Source organism: Aeromicrobium sp., from assembly GCF_032084975.1.
Taxonomy (GTDB): domain Bacteria; phylum Actinomycetota; class Actinomycetes; order Propionibacteriales; family Nocardioidaceae; genus Aeromicrobium.
On record NZ_DAMDLR010000002.1, the window covers coordinates 1 to 18,966 of the forward strand.

The following is an 18,966-nucleotide window of genomic DNA, read 5'->3' on the forward strand; positions in this document are numbered from 1 at the left end:
CGACCGTCGCTGCCCTGGTCGCTTCGGACCGGACTCCGCCCGCGCCACCATGATCGCGACGACCACGGCTCGCAGCACTGCAGGAAGTCCGCGGACCAACGCGACCAGGTCCGACCAGAGCGCGTCGCGGCGCCGGGTCGTGCCACGCACGGGGTGGTCAGGCCGGCGGACGGTGCCGCGGACCGCATCCGCGATCGCCTCGAGCTTCGCCAGCCCGTCGCCCAGCGTGTGCCCGGTGGCCAGCGTGACGGCCGTGCCCCCGTCGGTCAGCGGCAGGACGCCGAGGCGCCAGCCGGGACCGCGCTCGGGGTCCACCCCGCGCTCGCCGAGCTCGTCGGTCCACGGCTGGATCGCCTCACGCGGACGCGCGACCGACTCGACCTCGACGGACGGGACCGCATCGATCGCCACCCACCGGTGCCGGCCTCCGGGCAGCGCCGACCGCTGGACCAGCCGCCCCAGCAGCGTCCGGGCGAGGCACTCGTTGAACCGCCCGAGCTCGCCGAGGTCGACCGGCCGGTCGTAGACCCACGTCAGGTACGTGCACGGCTGATGCCCGAGAGCGCGCAGACCGAGGAAGGATCCCTGGTCCATCAGGTCGAGGCGGTCGTCCACCCCCGCAGGCTAGTGCAACCGACAGTTACACGTCACGCGTCGCCGCGCAGCTTCTCCAGCAGGTCGAGCGCGGAGTCGGCGATGACCGTGCCGGGCAGGAACACCTCGGCCGCACCCATCTCCTTGAGCGTCGGCACGTCGTCGGGCGGGATCACGCCGCCGATCACGACCATGATGTCGTCACGGCCCTGCTCGGCCAGCGCCGTCTTCAACGCCGGCAGCAGCGTGAGGTGACCCGCCGCCAGGGACGAGACGCCCACGACGTGGACGTCGGCGTCGACCGCCTGCTGGGCGACCTCCTCCGGCGTCGAGAACAGCGGGCCCACGTCGACGTCGAAGCCCATGTCGGCGAACGCCGTGACGATGACCTTCTGGCCACGGTCGTGGCCGTCCTGGCCCATCTTCGCCACGAGGATGCGCGGGCGGCGCCCCTCGGCGGCCTCGAACGCGTCGGTGGCCTCGATGACGCGGGCGATGTTGCCCGACTGTCCGGCCTCGCTGCGGTACACACCCGAGATCGTACGGATGACCGCTTGGTGGCGCCCGTAGACCTTCTCCAGCGCGTCGCTGATCTCGCCCACCGTGGCCTTGGCGCGCGCGGCGTTGACGGCCAGCTCGAGCAGGTTGCCGTCGAGCGACCCGTCCCGGCTGGAGCCACGCTCGGCCGAGTTCGTCAGCGCGTCGAGCGCGGACTGCACGTCGTCGTCGTTGCGCTCGGCGCGCAGGCGCTCGAGCTTGGCGATCTGGGACGCGAGCACGGCCTTGTTGTCGACCTTGTGGACCTCGAAGGGCTCCTCGTCCGGGACCCGGAAGGTGTTGACGCCGATGACGGCCTGCTGGCCGGAGTCGATCCGCGCCTGCGTGCGCGCCGCGGCCTCCTCGATGCGCATCTTGGGGATGCCCTCGTCGATCGCCTTGGCCATGCCGCCGGCGGCCTCGACCTCCTGGATGTGCGCCCAGGCGCGGTTCGCGAGGTCATGCGTCAGCTTCTCGACGTAGTACGAACCGGCCCACGGATCGATCGTCTGCGTCGTGCCCGACTCCTGCTGCAGCAGCAGCTGCGTGTTGCGGGCGATGCGGGCGCTGAAGTCGGTCGGCAGGGCGATCGCCTCGTCGAGCGCGTTCGTGTGCAGGCTCTGCGTGTGGCCCTGCGTGGCGGCCATCGCCTCGATCGCGGTGCGCTGGACGTTGTTGTAGACGTCCTGCGCCGTCAGGCTCCAGCCCGAGGTCTGCGAGTGGGTGCGCAGGCTGAGCGACTTCGGGTTCTGGGGGTTGAAGTCGCTGACGAGCCGGGCCCACAGGGCGCGCGCCGCGCGCAGCTTGGCGACCTCCATGAAGAAGTTCATGCCGATCGCCCAGAAGAAGCTCAGGCGCGGGGCGAAGGCGTCGATGTCCAGTCCGACGTCCAGGCCCGAGCGGATGTACTCGACGCCGTCGGCCAGCGTGTACGCCAGCTCGAGGTCGTTCGTCGCCCCGGCCTCCTGGATGTGATAGCCCGAGATCGAGATCGAGTTGAACCGCGGCATCCGCGCCGCCGTGTACGCGAAGATGTCGGAGATGATCCGCATCGACGGTGCCGGCGGGTAGATGTACGTGTTCCGGACCATGAACTCCTTGAGGATGTCGTTCTGGATGGTCCCGGCCAGCTGCTCGGGCTTCACGCCCTGCTCCTCGGCCGCCACGATGTAGAGCGCCAGCACCGGCAGGACGGCGCCGTTCATGGTCATCGAGACGCTCATCTGGTCCAGCGGGATGCCCTCGAACAGCGTGCGCGTGTCGTAGATCGAGTCGATCGCGACGCCGGCCATGCCCACGTCGCCCACGACGCGGGGGTTGTCGGAGTCGTAGCCACGGTGGGTGGCCAGGTCGAAGGCGACCGACAGGCCCTTCTGGCCGGCCGCGAGGTTGCGGCGGTAGAACGCGTTGGACTCCTCGGCGGTGGAGAAGCCCGCGTACTGGCGGATCGTCCACGGCTGGGTGGTGTACATCGCGGGGTACGGACCACGCAGGAACGGCGTCAGGCCCGGGTAGGTGTCGAGGGCGTCGAGGCCCCGGACGTCATCGGGCGTGTAGAGGCGCTTGACCTCGATGCCCTCGGGCGCCAGCCACGGCTCGCCCGCGAAGCTCTTGGGGATCATTTCTGCAGCTCCTCTCGCAGTCCGCGCAGGAAGGCCAACGCATCGAGGCCCATCGCGGCGGAGGCATCCTGGCCCAGGTCGGCCTTGCCGGCCACGACGACGTACCGGGCACCGTTGGCGCGCAGGGCGGTGACCAGGTCCGCACCCCATCCGGCGTACACGGGGTCCGTGCCGGCGAGGCACACGACCGGGGGCGCCCCGGCCTCGCGGTACTTCTCGACGACCTCGTCGACGCCGGCGGTTGCGCCCGAGGCACCCACGCCGATGCCGCCCGCGGCCAGCAGGTTGATCGCGAACGTGGCACGCGCGGTGTGCGCGGCGATCGGGCCCATCGTGGCGAGGAAGACCGGGTGCGGTGACGGCTCGTCGCGCATCTGCTCGAACTCGCCCGCGTAGCGGAACACGTCGGGCTCGACGGGGTACGGCGCGCGCTCGGGCAGGCTCTCGGCGGGGTTCGGGAACTCGCTGACGCCCGTGATGGGACGGCGGCGCTGCGCGATCTGCAGCGCGCGATCGGCCCGGACGGCCTCCACGAGGGGCTCGATGCGCTCGGCGGCCGCGTCCAGGTCGGCCACCCCCTCGAGCTCGTCGAGTCCGTCCAGCTCCGCGAACAGCTCCCACGACGCCATCGCGAGGTCGTCGGTGAGCTTCTCCACGGCGTACGAGCCGCCGGCCGGGTCGACGACCTTGGCGACGTGGGACTCGTGGATCAGCAGGCTCGAGGTGTTGCGGGCGATGCGGCGGCTGAACGGCGTGGGCAGGCCCAGCGGCTCGTCGAACGGCAGGATCGTCACGGCGTCGGCGCCGCCGACGCCCGCCGCGAAGCCGGCGATCGTCGTGCGCAGCATGTTCGTGTAGGAGTCGTAGCGCGCCATCATCGGCCGCGACGTGACGGCGTGCTGGCGCTGGGCGCGCGCGGCCTCGCCGATGCCGCTGATCTCGCCGACCCGGTTCCACAGGGCGCGGGCGGCCCGCAGCTTGGCGATCGTCGGGAACTGCTCGTCGGTGGCCGCGTAGCGGAACTCCAGCTGTCCCGCGGCCTCGTCGAGGGTGAACCCGGCGGCCTCGAGGGCGCGCAGGTAGGTGACGGCGACCATCATCGACCAGGCCAGCTCCTGGACGTCGGACGCGCCGCGGTCGTGCAGGCGGGACGCGTCGACGACGACTCCGCGCACGCCCGCCTCCTTGGCGAGGGTCGCGACGCGCACGACGCTGTCGAGGTCCGCGCCCGTCGCGCCGAGGTTGCTCAACGGGTGCGGGTCGGTGCCCTTGTCGCGGCACACCTCGAGGTACGCCTCGGCCGCGGCGACCGGGTCCTCTGGGCAGTCCAGCACGACGGGCGCGAGGTCGAGGAAGACCGGCTCGAGCAGCGCGGGCAGGCGGTCGAGCGCGATGCCGCGCTCCCCCACCGAGAGCCACAGCGAGTTGCCGCCGTTCTCGAGCTCGGTCGTGACCTGCTCGGGCGTGGTCGCGGGGTCGGTGAACCAGCCGCGGATGTCCCACCCGGTCAGCTCGGGATCGCCGGTGCCGGAGCCGCGCGTGTACGGCGCCTCGCCCGGCAGTCCGATCTCGGGCAGGTCGGCCACGAGGTCCGAGGTGCCCAGCGGGGCGATGCTCAACCCGTCGAGCGTGGTGGTGGACAGCGCGGTCCACACGTCGGAGTCGGGGGCGTCGTCGGCGAGCCGGCGGGTCTTGCGCAGGACGGCCGCCGTGGCCTTCTCCCACTCCGCCAGGTCGTGCTCGATGCCTTCGGCCAAGGGCACCGTGGGCTGGTCTGCTGCCATGGGTCGCATCGTAACCGCCCGTTCCGGCCGACCGATCAACGCATCAGGGCGCGGACGCCTGCGACAATGGCGCCGTGCAGATCCCCCATGAGCTCCTGCCCCGCGACGGACGCTTCGGCTCCGGCCCCTCCAAGGTGCGCGTCGAGGCCCTCCAGGCCCTCGCGGCCACCGGATCCTCGTTGCTCGGGACCTCCCATCGGGCGACTCCCGTCAAGTCGCTGGTCGGCAGCATCCGCGAGGGACTGTCCGCGCTGTTCAGCCTCCCCGAGGGGTACGAGGTCGTCCTCGGTGTCGGCGGCTCGCACGCCTTCTTCGACGCCGCCACGTTCGGACTGGTCGAGCACCGGTCGCAGCACCTCGTGCACGGCGAGTTCACGTCCAAGTTCGCCAAGGCGGTCGCGGCGGCGCCGTTCCTGGACGAGCCCGAGGTCCTCGAGTCCGGCTTCGAGACCCATCCGAGTCCGCACGCCACCGCGGGCGTCGACACGTACGCCTGGGCGCACAACGAGACCTCGACCGGTGTCATGGTGCCGGTGCGCCGTCCCGAGGGGATCGACGAAGGCGCCCTCGTCCTGGTCGACGCCACCTCGGGCGCGGGCGGCCTGCCCGTCGACGTCGCGCAGACCGACGTCTACTACTTCGCCCCCCAGAAGGGCTTCGCGTCGGACGGCGGCCTGTGGATCGCGCTGATGTCGCCCGCGGCGATCGAGCGCGCTCGGCGGATCAAGGCCGGCGGCCGCCACATCCCGGGGTTCATCGACCTGCCCACCGCGATCGACAACTCGCTCAAGGACCAGACGTACAACACCCCGGCCGTCGCGACGCTCTTCCTGATGGACCAGCAGGTCCGCTGGCTGAATGACCAGGGTGGCCTCGACTGGGCCGTCTCCCGGACGACCGACTCCTCGCAGCGGCTGTACGCGTGGGCCGAGTCGAGCGCGTACGCGACACCGTTCGTGACCGACCCCGCCGACCGCTCGCTCGTGGTGGGCACGATCGACCTCGAAGGGGCGCAGGCCGCCGACGTCGTGGCCGCCCTGCGCGAGAACGGGATCGTCGACGTCGCCGGCTACCGCGGGCTCGGACGCAACCAGCTGCGCATCGCGATGTTCCCCGCCATCGACCCCGACGACGTCACCGCGCTGACCCGCTGCCTCGACCACGTCGTCGAGCGGCTCGCCGGGTGACGGATTCCCCGGTTAAGTAGGTTTCCTAGCACTTCACGAGGGTTGCGATCCTCGAGATGTGCCAGAGAACCTCGTTAAGTCCTGCCTCGTGCGGTCAGGCAGCTCACAGCGTCAGCCCGCTGGCCCTGGCCTCCAGGATCGCCACTGGACGAGGTTTCCTGTCACTTAGCGAGGATCGCAACCCTCGCGAAGTGGGAGGAAACCTACTTAACCGGGGAAACCGTCAGTCGACGACCGAGGCGTCGCGGTGCAGCTCGCGGTGCTCCTCGTAGACGTCCGCGTTGAGGTGAAGGGTGGCGACCTCGTCGTCGGTCAGCTCACGGCGGACCTTCGCGGGCACGCCGGCGACCAGCGAGCGCGGCGGGATGACCGCACCCTGCGGCACCATGGCACCGGCGGCGACGAGCGACTCGGTGCCGATGACCGCACCGTTCAGGATGATCGCGCCCATGCCCACGAGCACGTGGTCCTCGACGGTCGCACCGTGGATCACGGCGCCGTGACCGACCGAGACGCCCTCGCCGAGCGTCAGCGGCTTGCCCGCATCGACGTGGAAGACGCAGTTGTCCTGGACGTTGCTGCGAGGGCCGATCGTGATCGGCTCGTTGTCGGCGCGCAGCACGGCGCCGTACCAGACGCTCGAGCCCTCGTGCATGACGACCGAGCCGACGAGCGTGGCGTTGGCCGCGACGAAGGCGGAGTCGTGGACCTGCGGTGACCTGTCTCCGAGAGCGATCTTCATGGCGCCACGCTATCGCTCACCGAAGGCGGGACGAACGCGCCCGTAGGCGCCACGCGACGAGCCCGCCGAGCGCGAGAGCCCCGACCATGCCGGCACCGCCGAGCAGTGCGACACGGGAGTCCTCGTCGCGGGCCACCGGAGCAGACGAGGGCTCGGACGAGGGCTCGGTCGGCTCGGACTCGGGCGACCCGGTCGCGACGGTCCCCGGGCCCTGCGCCTCCGCCGACGTGGGATCCAGCTCGAGCCGGTGCAACGGGGAGTCCTCGCTCTCGCTGCCGACGAGCACCGCCGAGCGATCGACGAACGCCACCGTCTCGGCCTGGGCCAGCGGGGGCAGCTCCTGGCGACCGAGGGTGCTCCAGTCGGAGGGGTCCACCGTCCAGAGCGATCCGTAGGACAGCAGGGCGACGCGGGTGCCGTCGGGCGAGAACGCGCCATCGGTCACGAACGCAGGCAGGTCGCCCGCGACCGGCCGGAAGACGGCGGCGCGGTCCGGGTCCAGGTCGGCCTCGTCCACCGACATCACCGTCGTGGCCGCGAGCGACTTCGTCACCACCAGCAGCTCATCGGAGTCCGGGTCGGCCAGCAGCGCCTCGACGTCCGCCGGCCCACCGTCGAGCTGCACCGGGTACCGCCGCGGATCGACCGTCCGGGTCTCACGTCCCGGCTCGTCGATCGCATACAGGGTCAGATCCCTGCGCTCCGCGCGGTTGTCACCCAGGTCGCCGATCCACAGGGTCCCGTCGCGCAGGGCCAGTGCCTCGACGTCGCGGAACGGCGCGCTCACGGCCGTGACACCGACGACGTCGCCGGACGTGAGGTCGATCGCGTAGACCTCGGCCGCGTTGCCCGAGTCGTTCACCGTGTAGGCCAGGTCGTCGAACTCGGCGCTGACGGCCAGCCCGCTGGACTCCGTGATCCGCGAGTCCGCGATCGTCACCAGCGGACGGCCGGTCGCCGCACCCGCTCGGTCGGTCAGGGCCGCGACGACCACCACGACGAGCAGCGCCACGAGCAGCCCGGGGATCAACAGACGACGGCGACGGGGATTCACGCGGCCTCCTCGGGCACGAGAGTGCGGGCTAAAGTGTGGACATGGCCCGCACGAAGCGATCCCGCATCCCCGACCTGGGCCGGCCCGAGATCACGGAGCTGGAGTTCGGTCGCACGACCCACCGCGTCGCCGCCGTCGAGCCGATGGACGTCGACGGCGTGCGCACGATGACGTTCGGCACGATCGCCTGGGGCATCGTCGCGATCGCGCTGCTCCCGTTCTGGGGCAACCTGCAGGACCAGGGCCGCACGTGGTGGCTCTGGACGGCGATCGCCGGACTGGGCCTGGGGCTCATGGGGATCGAGTACTGCAAGCGGCGCCGCGACGCGCTGCAGCAGGCGACCGAGGCCAGCACCGCGACTGAGGACCTCCCGCCCGAGGCCGTCACGCCGGCTCCGGCTCCGGCTCCGGCTCCGAAGACGGTCAGTCCCAAGAAGCAGGATTCGATCCAGCCCGCAGACCCGGCACCTGTCGCCGAGCAGGCCGCTCCCACCCCGACCGAGCGTCCGGTGGGTCGACGGCGCCGCAACTGACGTCAGGCGCCGACGCGCCATCGCTGGAGGCACGGGGAGCTCAGAACTCCTCGGCCTCGTCGTGCATCGTGTCCAGCACGGGATCGGGCAGCGCCGCCGCCGAGTTGCTGCGCTTGGGACGCGTGCTCGAGTGAGCTCCGCATCCGTGCGTCAGCGCGACGACGCGCCCGTCGGCGTTGGCCATCTTGTTCGCGCAGACGCCGAACCGGTCGGCCAGGTCACCGGCCAGCGAGACCAGGAATCCGCAGGACCCGCAGATGCCGGGCGCCTGCTTGGCGATCGGGGTGTCCGGGCCGGACTCGCCCTCGTACCAGCGCTCCGCGGCGTCCTCGCGCCCCTCGAACGACAGCACCCACTCGCGACCGAGGCCGATCTCGCGGGCGAAGTGGCGGTCGACCACGCCAGTCTCGTCGCCGTCGCCGGCGGACCAGGCGGGCACGAGCCGGATGTCGTCCTCGTCGGGCGGCAGGACGTCGCCCGGACCGAGGTCGCCGGGGCGGATGCGCTCGCGGTAGGGAGTCCATTCGGGGGCGACGATCGCGGCGTCGCCGGGCAGCAGCACGACGTCGTTGATCGTGGCGTCACCGTCGAGCACCGACACGCTCACGGCCCAGTACCAGCCGACGTAGCCCGGCAGCAGGCAGGCGAACCGCTCGGTCACCAGTCCGTGACCCTCGTCGGTCGTGCCGACGTGGTCGCCGACCGTGCCGTCCTCGACACTGGACTCGAGGGCGGCGCGTGCCTGGGTGATGGACGTGCTCATGGCTCCGATTGTCCCCCACGGCACCACGTCCGACCAACCCCGGTGCGATCAGGGGACGAGCAGTGCGGTGAGGACGAGCAGCACGGGCAGCGAGGCCAGGGTCGTCACGGCGACGCAGTCGCGGGCCAGGACCTGACCCCGGCCGAACCGCGAGGCGTAGACGAACACGTTCTGCGCGGTCGGCAGCGCGGCCATCAGCGTGACGCCGGCGGTCTCGTGCGCGTCGAGTCCGAGCGCGAAGTGCGCCACGAGGTAGGCGACGAGCGGCTGCCACGCGAGCTTCAGCGCCGCCACGAAGGCGACCTCACGACCGTTCCCGCGACCGATCGCCGGACCGTGGCGCAGTGCGACGCCGTACGCCAGCAGCGCAGCCGGGATGGCCATCGCACCGAGCAGCGAGATCGGCTCCGCCACGACCCGTGGCAGGTCCGCGTGGACGACCGAGAGCAGGACGCCGATCACCGCCGCAACGGACACCGGGTTGCGCAGGCCCGCACGGACGAAGGACCACGGCGTCGCCCGCACGCCGGACTCCATGCTCAGGAACGTCAGCGCGAGCGGCGCGTAGATCGTCAGCTGCAGCACCATCGTCGGCAGCGCGAAGGCCGCGTCGCCCAGCACGTACCCGGCGATCGGCAGGCCGAGGTAGCCCGCGTTGGCGTACGAGGCCGAGAGGCCTCCCACCACGGCGTGCTCCCGCGTGCGACCTCGCCACCTCGCCCACGGGAGATAGACGACGAGCACCGCGGCGACGCCCACGACGGCGACGACGAACCACGGCCCGAAGACGGTCCCGAGGTCGGTCGAGCCGAGGACGTCGATCAGCAGTGCCGGAGTCGCGACGAAGTAGACGAGTCGCGACAGCACGACCTGGCTGGCCGCGTCCAGGACGCGGGTCGCCGCGAGCACGTAGCCGACCGCGATGAGCACGCCGATGACGGCGAAGCCCTCGAGGGCGGCGGTCACGCGAAGGTCAGGCGTCGAGGTCGGCCGCGACGCGGCGCAGCAGCTGGGCGACCTGGCGGGCGCGCTTGCCCTCGGGGTGGCGACCGTGGCGGTAGCCCTCGCCCAACCCGTCGAGCAGGTTCACGAGGTCCTCCACGATGACGACCATCTCCTCGGGGGACTTGCGGCGGGCCTGCGCCTGGGCCTGGGACACCGACGGGGTCGGGTCGAGCACGCGCACCTGCAGGGCCTGGTCACCGCGACGGCCGGCGGCGATGCCGAACTCGACCCGCGTCCCGGCCTTCAGCGTGGTGACGCCGGCGGGCAGCGCATCGGAGCGCACGTAGACGTCCTCACCGTCCTCGCGGCTGAGGAAACCGAACCCCTTCTCGGAGTCGTACCACTTCACCTTGCCGGTGGGCATGACCGTTCCTTTGCGTTCGCGGAGTGCAACCCCTTCATCCTAGTGGGCGAACGCGCCCGGACGGTGCCACGTCCGCATCGATTCGACCCGAGCCGGGACGTGTGAACTCGCGCGATCTGGGTACAGCAGTGTCAGGTACAGCAGTGCGCCTCCGGAACGAGTTCGAAAGCTTCACCATCATGACGACGTCACGCCCCTCGGCGACGGCGGCGCCCCTGTGCCCGAACAGCTCGCGCTCCTGCTCCCGGGACAGGCCATGACGGGCCCGCAGTGCGCCCGGCCGCTCCCTCGGGGCGGCGTGCTGTTGAGCGATGCCGACGGCACCCTGTTCCCGTCGGTCGAGCCGGCCTACGAGGCCTCCTTCCTGGTGACCAACCGCTTCCTGGCCCAACTGGGCATCGAGAGGCCCTACGAGGCCGACGAGCTGCAGCGCCTGACGAACGGCCGGAACTTCCGCTCGGTCGCCCGCCTGCTCGCGACCCTGCACGACCGCCGGATCGACGAGGACGACCTGGAGGAGTGGGTCGCGGTGGAGCGCGACGTCGTCACGGCGCACCTGCGCACCGTGCTCACCCCCGACCCCGACGTGACGCGCCCGCTGGCGCAGTTGACGGGCCACCTGCAGCTGTCGGTGGTGACGTCGAGCGCCGTCGAGCGTCTGCAGGCGTGCCTGTCCGTGACGGGCCTGTCGTCCTTCGTCGAGCCCGAGCGCATGTTCAGCGCCGAGAGCTCCCTCGCCCGCCCCGTCAGCAAGCCGGACCCGGCCGTCTACGCGTTCGCCTGCGAGCGGCTGGGCGTGGACCCGGCCGAGGCGATCGCGGTCGAGGACTCCGTCAACGGCGTGCGCGCGGCGGTCTCGGCGGGATGCTGGACGATCGGGACGCTGCAGTTCGTGCCTCCCGAGGAGCACCACGCGCGGGCCGCGGCACTGCGGGCGTCCGGCGCCGCCGTGGTCTGCCAGGACTGGCGCGAGATCGTCGAGCTGCTGCTCGCGGACCAGCCGTTCCACGACGACGCGGCGCCGCCGTTGTCCGAGCCTGCCTGAGGACCTGCGCCGGTCAGGCGTCGTCGTCGAAGTCGACCGAGATCGTCTGGAAGCCCTTGTGCCGTTGCATCCGCGCGTACTGCGCGTAGGCGCGCCGGTCGCCCGCGGTCAGCACGACGTTGTCGGTGAACGGAGTGAGCAGGGCGCGCGGATAGAGGTGACGGCGTCGGACGACGTTGATCTGCAGCCCGATGACGATGATCGCGGTCAGCAGGAACAGCAACGCGACCAGGCCAAGGACGAGCGCGAAGGTCTGGTTCATCGAGGACGCCCGCACGATGACGCCCTGGACGTAGGCGTCGCCGGCGTACTGCAGCACCTGCCAGCCCAGGGCGCAGAACAGCGAGCCGGGCAGCACCGACCGCCACGACGCGCGACGCAGGCTCACGAACTTGAAGACGGTGATGAAGATGCCCCACGAGACGAGGAAGCCGACCACGCGCATGACCAGGCCGAGGTCGGGCAGATGGTCGATCCCGACGACCTCCGGGTTGTCCACGATGGACTGGAGGATCGCGATGACGGCGATGCCCAGGCCGCCGATGCCCAGCACGACGAAGCTGCGCACCCGCATCATGATCGGGTTCGGGCGGCTGTTGCGCGGCACGCCCCAGGCGACGTTGGCGGCGTTCTGGGTGGACTGGCCCACGCCGAGCGCACCGTAGAGCGCGGCGATCGAGCCGACCACGATCGCCGACGTGCTGCCGGTGAGCCCGCCCGGCCGGCCGAGCTGGTCGCCGACGATGGGGAACTGGCCGAGCGCCGTGTCGAGCAACCGCTCCTGCAGCTCGGGATCGTCCTGCAGCACGAAGCCCAGCACCGACGTTCCGATCAGCAGCAGCGGGAAGATCGCGATGAACGAGTAGTACGTCATGATCGCCGCCAGGTACGGGCCCTGGTCGTCGAAGAACTTGTAGATCACCGCGATCGGGAACCCGAGGACCGGGTGCTGCCGCTGGAAGCGGTCGACCCGGGCGACGATGCTCATGGCAGGTATTGTCTCGCAGCCGCGACAACGCGCTCGTACACCTCGCGGTCGAGCACCGCGCCTTCTCGGCGCACGTCGCTCTCGCGGACCTCGATGAACCGGTTGAGGCGCACCTCGCTGGGGCGCCGCTGTGAGTCCCAGGGCCCCGAGCCGATGTCCATCCAGTGCCGGCCCGCCCGCGCTTCCTGGGCCGCGTCGCGGTCGTGGTCCTGGGAGGTCAGCTGCAGCGCGACCAGGGTGCCGGGGTCGCGCCGGCCGATCAGCAGGACCGGGCGATCCTTGCCCTGCGCCGGGTCGTCCTCGTAGGGCACCCACGTCCAGACGATCTCGCCGGGATCGGGGCGACCGTCGTGGTCGCCGGCCCACGTGGTGTCCAGTCCACCCGCGGACGTCCGCGCAGGACCGGACGTGCGCATCGCACGACCGGCCCGGACCACCTGCTGCAGCACGCGCTGCAGCCGGGGGCGGACCACCGTCAGCCGGCGGTCTCGAACGCGGGAAGCTGGCGCTTCATGACCTTGCCCGTGGGGTTGCGGGGCAGCTGGTCGAGGAACATGATCCCGCGCGGCACGGCCGAACGGGCGACGTTGTCGCGGGCGAACTCCGTGAGCTCGGAGACCGAGACGTCGCTGCCCTCCTTGCGGACGACGTACGCCGCCAGTCGCTGGCCCCAGTCGGGGTCGGCGATGCCGGTGACGACCACGTCGGCGACCTCGGGGTGCTCGATGAGGCAGTCCTCGAGCTCGCGCGGGAAGACGTTCTCGCCGCCGGAGATGATCATGTCGTCGTCGCGGCCGGCCACGAACAGTCGGCCCTCCTCGTCGAAGTAGCCGAGGTCGCCCGAGTCCATGAGGCCGGAGTGGAACGACTTGTTGCGGCCGTCGGTGTAGCCGCCGAACGGCATGTCGTTGACGACGTGGATCACGCCGATGTCGCCCTGCGGGACCTCGTTGCCGTCGTGGTCGAGCACCTTGACCTGGGTGCGCCACGGCACCCGGCCGGCGGTGCCGGGAGCGGCGCGCAGGTCCTTGGGCGAGGCGATCGTGATCCAGCTGGTCTCGGTCGCGCCGTAGAAGTTGTAGATCGAGTCGGTGAACATGTCCATGTAGTGCAGCGCCAGGTCGCCGGCCAGGGCGGAGCCGCTGGAGGCCGTGATCTTGAGGCTGGACACGTCGGTGTTCTTGACGACGTTCGGGTCGGCCTTGACCATGCGCTGGAGCATGAGCGGCACCACGACGAGCACCTCGACCTTGTACTTCTCGATGTCGCGCAGGGTCTGCTCGGGGATGAACTTGCGACGCAGCACGAAGGTCGGGCAGGTCGAGAGGCCGAAGCCCAGGTTGATCAGGCCCCACGAGTGGAACAGCGGCGCCGCGATCGAGACCACGGAGTTGCTGCGGTACGGGATCGAGCCGAAGTAGGCCAGCAGCGGCTTGAGGTCCTCGGGCTCCTTGCGCTTGGCGCCCTTGGGCAGGCCCGTCGTGCCGGAGGTGAAGATGATCATCTCGCCGTGCCGCTCGGGCACCGGGTGACCGCCCTTGGGCTTGCCGATCGTGATCGACTCGATCGACGGGAGGTCGGTGGGGACGTCGGGCTCGGCCCAGGCGAGGATCAGGCGGCTGCGGCGCACGTCCTCGACGAGCGGCAGGAACTCCTGGTCCAGGATGAGCAGCTCGGCGCCCTCGCGCTCGGCCAGGTCGGTCAGCTGGGCGCGGCTGGACATGGTGTTGAGCAACAGGATGCGGCCACCCATCTGGACGACGGCGACCAGCGCGATCACGAGGTAGCGGTGGTTGCGCGCGAGCACGGCGACCGAGTCGCCGGCCTTGATGCCGCGCTCCTTGAGCACCTCGGTGAACTGGTTGATCTGGGCGACCAGGTCCTCGTAGGTGATCTGTCCCGCGTCATCGATGATCGCGACCTGCTTGGGGTAGCGCCTGGCCGCGGCGTTCACGCCGGACGGCAGGCCGGGTCCCCACTTCTTCAGGATGCGCGCAGCGCCGATCAGTCGGTTCGGCGGTAGCGCCTTGATCACACCAATGCGCCGCAGGACCTTCAGCTTGTAACCCAAGTCACCCATGGGACCGGAGCCTAACAGGAGGATTCCCTCACATCTGGTGTTTGGACGATCGCTTGAATCGCAGCGTCAACGCGGTTTCAACCGCCCGCGACGATCCCCTTCTCGCGGAGCATCGCGAGCACCGCCTCGACGCACTCGCCGACGCCCGTGCGGGAGGTGTCGATGACCAGGTCCGCGTCGTCCGGCTCCTCGTACGGCGAGTCGATGCCCGTGAAGTCGGGGATCAGGCCGGCGCGCGCCTTGGCGTACAGGCCCTTGCGGTCGCGCGCCTCGGCCACCGCCAGCGGCGTCGCCACGTGGATCACGAGGAACGGCGACTTGGGTTCGACCCGCTCGCGCATCGCTTGGCGGGCGGCTACGAAGGGCGCGATCGGCGCGCAGACCGCGAGACCTCCGACCTCGGCGACGCGGGCGGCGACCCACGCGATCCGGGTCAGGTTCCGCTCGCGGTCCTCCTTGCCGTAGCCGAGTCCCGCCGAGAGCTCCTGTCGCACGTCGTCACCGTCCAGCAGGACGGTGCGCCGCAGGTCGGCGGCGGTGATGGCCTCGACGACCGCGCGCGCGACCGTCGACTTGCCGGCGCCGGACAGGCCCGTGAAGAGCAGGACGGCACCGTTCTCGGACTTGGGGCTGGGCTTGCGGAAGTCGAGCTGGTCCTCGACCCCCAGCGACCGCAGCGCGATCGCCAGCACCTCTTCGGCGGTCGCGTCCTGGCCGACCGCCGGAGCGGCCAGGTACCAGGCGCGCCCGTTGGGGATGACGTCAGCGCACCGGCGCAGCTCGTCCATGACCGCGACGTCGCTGCCGGAGGCGTCCTGGGCCGCAACGCCGATCAGGGCGAGCGGGCGCCCGTGCGCGACGTTGACCGCGCGGATGACGTCCGATGCGCTGACCCGGCCGCTGAACAGCGCCACCACGTGATCGTGCAGGTCGACCGGGACGACCAGTCGCACGGCGCGGGCAGGCGGGTGCTCGGCGGCCTTGAGGGCCCGCAGCCGTCCTGCCACCCACGTCGTGTGCTCGTCGCAGGGCGCGGTGTCGCTCAGCACGAGCGCGGCCAGTGGCGTGTTGTCCGGGTCGGTGAGCGTGAGTGAGCCCTGGTCGACGGCCTCGCGGGCGGCTTGGGCCGACACCGCGAGGGTCGCCTCGACGGGCCAGTCCGCCGGCGCGCGGTCGGGCAGGCAGTACCCGTCGACGGCCCCCAGGAAACGGCCGAGGATCAACTCGAGGGCGTCGAGCTGGTGGCCCCGCAGGACGGCGGACGCGCTCATCGGGCAACTCCCTGGACGAAACGACGGTAGGACGATGGCCCCACTCGTCGTGCTGAATGGTTCACTCGCTGGCGCTCGCTCATCATCGGCGATCCCCTCGGTCTGCGGCCTTCTCGGCTTTCGCGGCCCTGAGCTGACGGTTCTCGATGAACGCGAACGCCGGGAAGCCCAGGCGCAGGCGGATGACCATCCACATGAGCGGCGCGAGGAAGAGGACGGCGACGAGCAGCAGGCCCGTCGTGTCCGTGGGCACGCCGATGAGCTTGAGGCCCGAGGCCAGCAGGATGAACGCCAGGGCGCGGCGCACCCAGCCACCGGGGAGTCGCGACGACAGATGGGCTCCGATGTACGCACCGGGGATCGAGCCCAGGATCAGCGGCAGCGAGACGCTCAGGTCGAGGTCGCCGAAGATCGCGTGGCCGATCGCGGCCGAGGCGACCAACGGCACCGCCTGGAGCAGGTCGGTGCCGACGAGCTGGCTGGCCCGCAGGCCCGGGTACAGCATCATCAGGCCGATGATCACGAGCGACCCGGAGCCGACCGAGGTCATGCCGACGACGAGTCCGCCGACGATGCCCAACAGCAGCGTGGGGAGCGGCCTGACGTGGCGCTCGGGGCGCGACTGCGGCAGCGGCTCTCCCCGGCCGTCGCGCGAGCGGGCGCGCTCGACGAGGCGCAGGTAGGCGCGCACCATCAGCAGCGCGGCGCTGAGCAGGATCGCCAGGCCGAGCGCGACCTTGATCCCGTTCTGCATCTCCGCCGAATCGCCCAGCGCGCGCAGGATCAGGACGCCGCAGAAGGCCGCGGGGACCGAGCCGACGCACAGCCAGCCCACGAGCTTGAGGTTGACGGTGCCGCGCTTGAGGTGGACGCCGGCGCCGACCGGCTTCATCACGGCGCTGGCGACGAGGTCACTCGAGACGGCGGTCAGCGGGGGGACGTTGAAGAAGAACACCAGCATCGGTGTCATCAGCGCTCCGCCGCCCATGCCGGTGAGACCCACGACCACTCCGACGGCGAACGCGCCCGCGACGAGCCACGAGTCCATGACGCACGATTGTGGCACAGCCCCGTCTCACGGCTTCACCATGATGCCGCCGGTCTCGGCGCCGATGTTAATGTTCTAAGCCGCACCGACGGTGCGTACGCGCGGGCCCGTCCCGCACGTCAACCGCGCACCGCGGCACCGGTCGATCCGCGTGGGGAGGAAACCCGTCGATGTCCGAAACGAGCGAGGCACGCCGCTACGGCCTGAGCCAACTCGACCACCTCGAGGCCGAGGCGATCTACATCATCCGTGAGCTCGTGGCCGAGAACGAGCGCCCGGCGCTGCTGTTCTCCGGCGGCAAGGACTCCGTCGTGATGCTGAACCTCGCCGTCCGCGCGTTCGCGCCCGGCCCGATCCCGTTCCCCGTCGTCCACATCGACACGGGGCACAACTTCGACGAGGTCCTCGAGTTCCGCGACCGCGTCGTCGAGCAGCTCGGCGTGCGCCTCATCGTCGGCTCCGTCCAGGAGGCGATCGATGAGGGCTTCGTCCGCGAGGAGCCCAGCGGCTCGCGCAACCGCATCCAGACCCCCGTGCTCATCCGCACCGCCGAGCAGAACGGCCTCAGCGCCCTGTTCGGCGGCGCCCGCCGCGACGAGGAGAAGGCCCGCGCCAAGGAGCGCGTCTTCTCCTTCCGTGACGACTTCGGCCAGTGGGACCCCAAGAACCAGCGCCCCGAGCTGTGGTCGCTCTACAACGGCCGCATCCACCCCGGCGAGAGCATCCGCTGCTTCCCGCTGTCGAACTGGACCGAGCTCGACATCTGGCAGTACATCGCCCGCGAGGACATCGAGCTGCCCGAGATCTACTACGCCCGCGAGCGCGAGGTCTTCCTGCGCGGGGGCATGTACTTCACGATCAACCAGCACTGCCAGCCCGGTGACGACGAGGAGGTGTTCGTCGAGTCCGTCCGCTACCGCACGGTCGGCGACGCCACCCTGACGGCGGCGGTTCCCTCGACCGCCACCACTCCGGAGGAGGTCGTCGCCGAGGTCGCGGCGACCCGCATCACCGAGCGCGGCGCGACCCGCGGCGACGACCGGGTCAGCGAGGCTGCGATGGAGGATCGCAAGAAGGAGGGCTACTTCTGATGGACATCCTGCGATTCGCCACGGCCGGCTCGGTCGACGACGGCAAGAGCACGCTCATCGGTCGCCTGTTGTTCGACTCGAAGTCGATCTTCACCGACCAGCTCGAGGCCGTCGAGGCCACGAGCGCGCAGCGCGGCGACGAGTACACCGACCTGGCCCTGCTGACCGACGGCCTGCGCGCCGAGCGCGAGCAGGGCATCACGATCGACGTCGCCTACCGCTACTTCTCCACCCCGAAGCGCAAGTTCATCATCGCGGACACGCCCGGGCACATCCAGTACACGCGCAACATGGTCACGGGAGCCTCCACGGCCGACCTGGCGATCATCCTGGTCGACGCGCGCAAGGGCCTGCAGGAGCAGAGCCGGCGCCACGCGACCCTCGTGTCGCTGCTGCGCGTGCCGCACATCGTCCTGGCCATCAACAAGATGGACCTCGTCGACTGGTCCGAGGACGTCTACCGCGAGATCAGCGACACCTTCACGGACTTCGCCGCGCGCCTGGAGTTCACCGACGTCACCACGATCCCGCTGTCGGCCCTCACGGGTGACAACGTCGTGACGCGCTCGGAGCACATGGACTGGTACGAGGGCCCCTCGCTGCTGCACCACCTCGAGAACGTCTACATCGCGAGCGACCGCAACCTCGTCGACGTGCGCTTCCCGGTCCAGTACGTCATCCGCCCCCAGAACGGGCAGGGCGACTACCGCGCGTTCGCCGGCCAGGTCATCAGCGGAGTGCTGCGCCCCGGCGACGACGTCGTCGTGCTGCCCAGCGGGCTGCCCAGCAAGGTCAAGGCGATCGACACGGCGAAGGGCGAGCTCACCGAGGCCTACTCCCCCATGTCGGTCACGGTGCGGCTCGAGGACGAGGTCGACGTGTCACGCGGCGACATGATCGTGCGCCCGAACAACCTGCCGACCGTCACGCAGGACCTCGACGCGATGGTCTGCTGGATGGACATCGAGCCGATGCGCGTGGGCGCCAAGTACGCGATCAAGCACACGACCCGCTCGGCGCGTGCCCTGGTCAAGGAGATCAAGTACGAGCTCGACGTGAACACGCTGCACCGCCACCAGTCCCCTTCGGACCTGGCGCTCAACGCGATCGGCCGAGTCACGCTGCGCACCACGCAGCCGCTCATGGTCGACCCGTACCAGCGCAACCGTCAGGCCGGCTCGTTCATCCTGATCGACGAGGCCACCAACCGGACCGTGGGCGCCGGAACGATCACCGAGCACTGAGCTGCGGCCGGCTG

Annotated in this window: 18 protein-coding genes; 5 read left to right on the forward strand and 13 right to left on the reverse strand. The window is 70.7% G+C overall.

The window, feature by feature from the left end:
- The 3 genes from RT323_RS00660 to RT323_RS00670 form a co-directional block, all read right to left on the reverse strand.
- Positions 1–615: hypothetical protein (locus RT323_RS00660; RefSeq protein WP_313404133.1), on the reverse strand; the 615-nt coding region annotated here is incomplete at its 3' end.
- A gap of 32 nt (positions 616–647) precedes the next feature.
- Positions 648–2,753, reverse strand: a complete 2,106-nt coding sequence (gene scpA, locus RT323_RS00665) for a methylmalonyl-CoA mutase (RefSeq protein WP_313404135.1) — start codon at positions 2,751–2,753, stop codon at positions 648–650.
- Positions 2,750–4,537: a methylmalonyl-CoA mutase family protein gene (locus tag RT323_RS00670; RefSeq protein ID WP_313404136.1), complete on the reverse strand. Its 1,788-nt coding sequence runs from the start codon at positions 4,535–4,537 to the stop codon at positions 2,750–2,752. The genes scpA and RT323_RS00670 overlap by 4 nt, the downstream gene beginning before the upstream one ends.
- Before the next feature lie 74 nt (positions 4,538–4,611).
- On the opposite strand from RT323_RS00670, the gene serC reads away from it, so the two are divergent.
- Positions 4,612–5,724: a phosphoserine transaminase gene (gene serC / locus RT323_RS00675; RefSeq protein WP_313404137.1), complete on the forward strand. Its 1,113-nt coding sequence runs from the start codon at positions 4,612–4,614 to the stop codon at positions 5,722–5,724.
- 223 nt (positions 5,725–5,947) lie between these two features.
- Here serC and RT323_RS00680 read toward each other — a convergent pair whose 3' ends face one another.
- Positions 5,948–6,466 carry a gamma carbonic anhydrase family protein gene (locus RT323_RS00680; protein ID WP_313404138.1) on the reverse strand — a complete coding sequence of 173 codons (519 nt, stop codon included), beginning with the start codon at positions 6,464–6,466 and terminating at the stop codon, positions 5,948–5,950.
- 16 nt (positions 6,467–6,482) lie between these two features.
- Entirely contained in the window at positions 6,483–7,520 is a 1,038-nt protein-coding gene (locus RT323_RS00685; RefSeq protein ID WP_313404139.1) for a hypothetical protein, read from the reverse strand.
- A 41-nt stretch (positions 7,521–7,561) separates the two neighbouring features.
- Here RT323_RS00685 and RT323_RS00690 point away from each other — a divergent pair, with 41 nt between their 5' ends.
- The gene (locus RT323_RS00690; protein WP_313404140.1) at positions 7,562–8,053 is read left to right on the forward strand and encodes a hypothetical protein; all 492 of its coding nucleotides are present in this window, start codon (positions 7,562–7,564) and stop codon (positions 8,051–8,053) included.
- A 40-nt stretch (positions 8,054–8,093) separates the two neighbouring features.
- Here RT323_RS00690 and RT323_RS00695 read toward each other — a convergent pair whose 3' ends face one another.
- The 3 genes from RT323_RS00695 to RT323_RS00705 are packed head-to-tail and all read right to left on the reverse strand — an operon-like array spanning position 8,094 to position 10,185.
- Complete coding sequence (locus tag RT323_RS00695; RefSeq protein ID WP_313404141.1) at positions 8,094–8,816, reverse strand: DUF3027 domain-containing protein; 723 nt, start codon at positions 8,814–8,816, stop codon at positions 8,094–8,096.
- Between the two features lie 48 nt (positions 8,817–8,864).
- Positions 8,865–9,782, reverse strand: coding sequence for an AEC family transporter (locus RT323_RS00700; protein WP_313404143.1), 918 nt, complete (start codon positions 9,780–9,782; stop codon positions 8,865–8,867).
- 7 nt (positions 9,783–9,789) lie between these two features.
- A complete protein-coding gene (locus tag RT323_RS00705; RefSeq protein ID WP_313404145.1) occupies positions 9,790–10,185 on the reverse strand; it encodes a cold-shock protein in 396 nt (131 codons plus the stop codon).
- A 256-nt stretch (positions 10,186–10,441) separates the two neighbouring features.
- Here RT323_RS00705 and RT323_RS00710 point away from each other — a divergent pair, with 256 nt between their 5' ends.
- Positions 10,442–11,230: an HAD family phosphatase gene (locus RT323_RS00710; protein WP_313404147.1), complete on the forward strand. Its 789-nt coding sequence runs from the start codon at positions 10,442–10,444 to the stop codon at positions 11,228–11,230.
- Between the two features lie 13 nt (positions 11,231–11,243).
- Here RT323_RS00710 and RT323_RS00715 read toward each other — a convergent pair whose 3' ends face one another.
- The 5 genes from RT323_RS00715 to RT323_RS00735 all read right to left on the reverse strand — a co-directional run bounded on the left by RT323_RS00715 (position 11,244) and on the right by RT323_RS00735 (position 16,617).
- Entirely contained in the window at positions 11,244–12,218 is a 975-nt protein-coding gene (locus RT323_RS00715) for a YihY/virulence factor BrkB family protein (protein ID WP_313404149.1), read from the reverse strand.
- Positions 12,215–12,691: a type II toxin-antitoxin system PemK/MazF family toxin gene (locus tag RT323_RS00720; RefSeq protein ID WP_313404151.1), complete on the reverse strand. Its 477-nt coding sequence runs from the start codon at positions 12,689–12,691 to the stop codon at positions 12,215–12,217. The genes RT323_RS00715 and RT323_RS00720 overlap by 4 nt, the downstream gene beginning before the upstream one ends.
- A 2-nt stretch (positions 12,692–12,693) precedes the next feature.
- Complete coding sequence (locus tag RT323_RS00725; RefSeq protein WP_313404153.1) at positions 12,694–14,298, reverse strand: AMP-binding protein; 1,605 nt, start codon at positions 14,296–14,298, stop codon at positions 12,694–12,696.
- A gap of 77 nt (positions 14,299–14,375) precedes the next feature.
- Complete coding sequence (gene cysC / locus RT323_RS00730; protein ID WP_313404154.1) at positions 14,376–15,569, reverse strand: adenylyl-sulfate kinase; 1,194 nt, start codon at positions 15,567–15,569, stop codon at positions 14,376–14,378.
- An 82-nt stretch (positions 15,570–15,651) separates the two neighbouring features.
- Entirely contained in the window at positions 15,652–16,617 is a 966-nt protein-coding gene (locus RT323_RS00735; RefSeq protein ID WP_313404156.1) for a sulfite exporter TauE/SafE family protein, read from the reverse strand.
- A gap of 170 nt (positions 16,618–16,787) precedes the next feature.
- Here RT323_RS00735 and cysD point away from each other — a divergent pair, with 170 nt between their 5' ends.
- Positions 16,788–17,708, forward strand: coding sequence for a sulfate adenylyltransferase subunit CysD (gene cysD / locus RT323_RS00740; RefSeq protein ID WP_313404158.1), 921 nt, complete (start codon positions 16,788–16,790; stop codon positions 17,706–17,708).
- Positions 17,708–18,952, forward strand: coding sequence for a sulfate adenylyltransferase subunit CysN (gene cysN / locus RT323_RS00745; RefSeq protein ID WP_313404160.1), 1,245 nt, complete (start codon positions 17,708–17,710; stop codon positions 18,950–18,952). The genes cysD and cysN overlap by 1 nt, the downstream gene beginning before the upstream one ends.
- Positions 18,953–18,966 lie beyond the last annotated feature (14 nt).

What these genes read in the sequence shown, in the direction of transcription:
- cysC (WP_313404154.1), bottom strand. Translation starts at nt 15,569, where the DNA reads ATGAGCGCGTCCGCCGTCCTGCGGGGCCACCAGCTCGACGCCCTCGAG.
- cysN (WP_313404160.1), top strand. Translation starts at nt 17,708, where the DNA reads ATGGACATCCTGCGATTCGCCACGGCCGGCTCGGTCGACGACGGCAAG.
- RT323_RS00690 (WP_313404140.1), top strand. Translation starts at nt 7,562, where the DNA reads ATGGCCCGCACGAAGCGATCCCGCATCCCCGACCTGGGCCGGCCCGAG.
- RT323_RS00670 (WP_313404136.1), bottom strand. Translation starts at nt 4,537, where the DNA reads ATGGCAGCAGACCAGCCCACGGTGCCCTTGGCCGAAGGCATCGAGCAC.
- RT323_RS00710 (WP_313404147.1), top strand. Translation starts at nt 10,442, where the DNA reads ATGACGGGCCCGCAGTGCGCCCGGCCGCTCCCTCGGGGCGGCGTGCTG.
- RT323_RS00735 (WP_313404156.1), bottom strand. Translation starts at nt 16,617, where the DNA reads ATGGACTCGTGGCTCGTCGCGGGCGCGTTCGCCGTCGGAGTGGTCGTG.
- RT323_RS00725 (WP_313404153.1), bottom strand. Translation starts at nt 14,298, where the DNA reads ATGGGTGACTTGGGTTACAAGCTGAAGGTCCTGCGGCGCATTGGTGTG.
- cysD (WP_313404158.1), top strand. Translation starts at nt 16,788, where the DNA reads ATGTCCGAAACGAGCGAGGCACGCCGCTACGGCCTGAGCCAACTCGAC.
- scpA (WP_313404135.1), bottom strand. Translation starts at nt 2,753, where the DNA reads ATGATCCCCAAGAGCTTCGCGGGCGAGCCGTGGCTGGCGCCCGAGGGC.
- RT323_RS00695 (WP_313404141.1), bottom strand. Translation starts at nt 8,816, where the DNA reads ATGAGCACGTCCATCACCCAGGCACGCGCCGCCCTCGAGTCCAGTGTC.
- RT323_RS00705 (WP_313404145.1), bottom strand. Translation starts at nt 10,185, where the DNA reads ATGCCCACCGGCAAGGTGAAGTGGTACGACTCCGAGAAGGGGTTCGGT.
- RT323_RS00680 (WP_313404138.1), bottom strand. Translation starts at nt 6,466, where the DNA reads ATGAAGATCGCTCTCGGAGACAGGTCACCGCAGGTCCACGACTCCGCC.
- RT323_RS00715 (WP_313404149.1), bottom strand. Translation starts at nt 12,218, where the DNA reads ATGAGCATCGTCGCCCGGGTCGACCGCTTCCAGCGGCAGCACCCGGTC.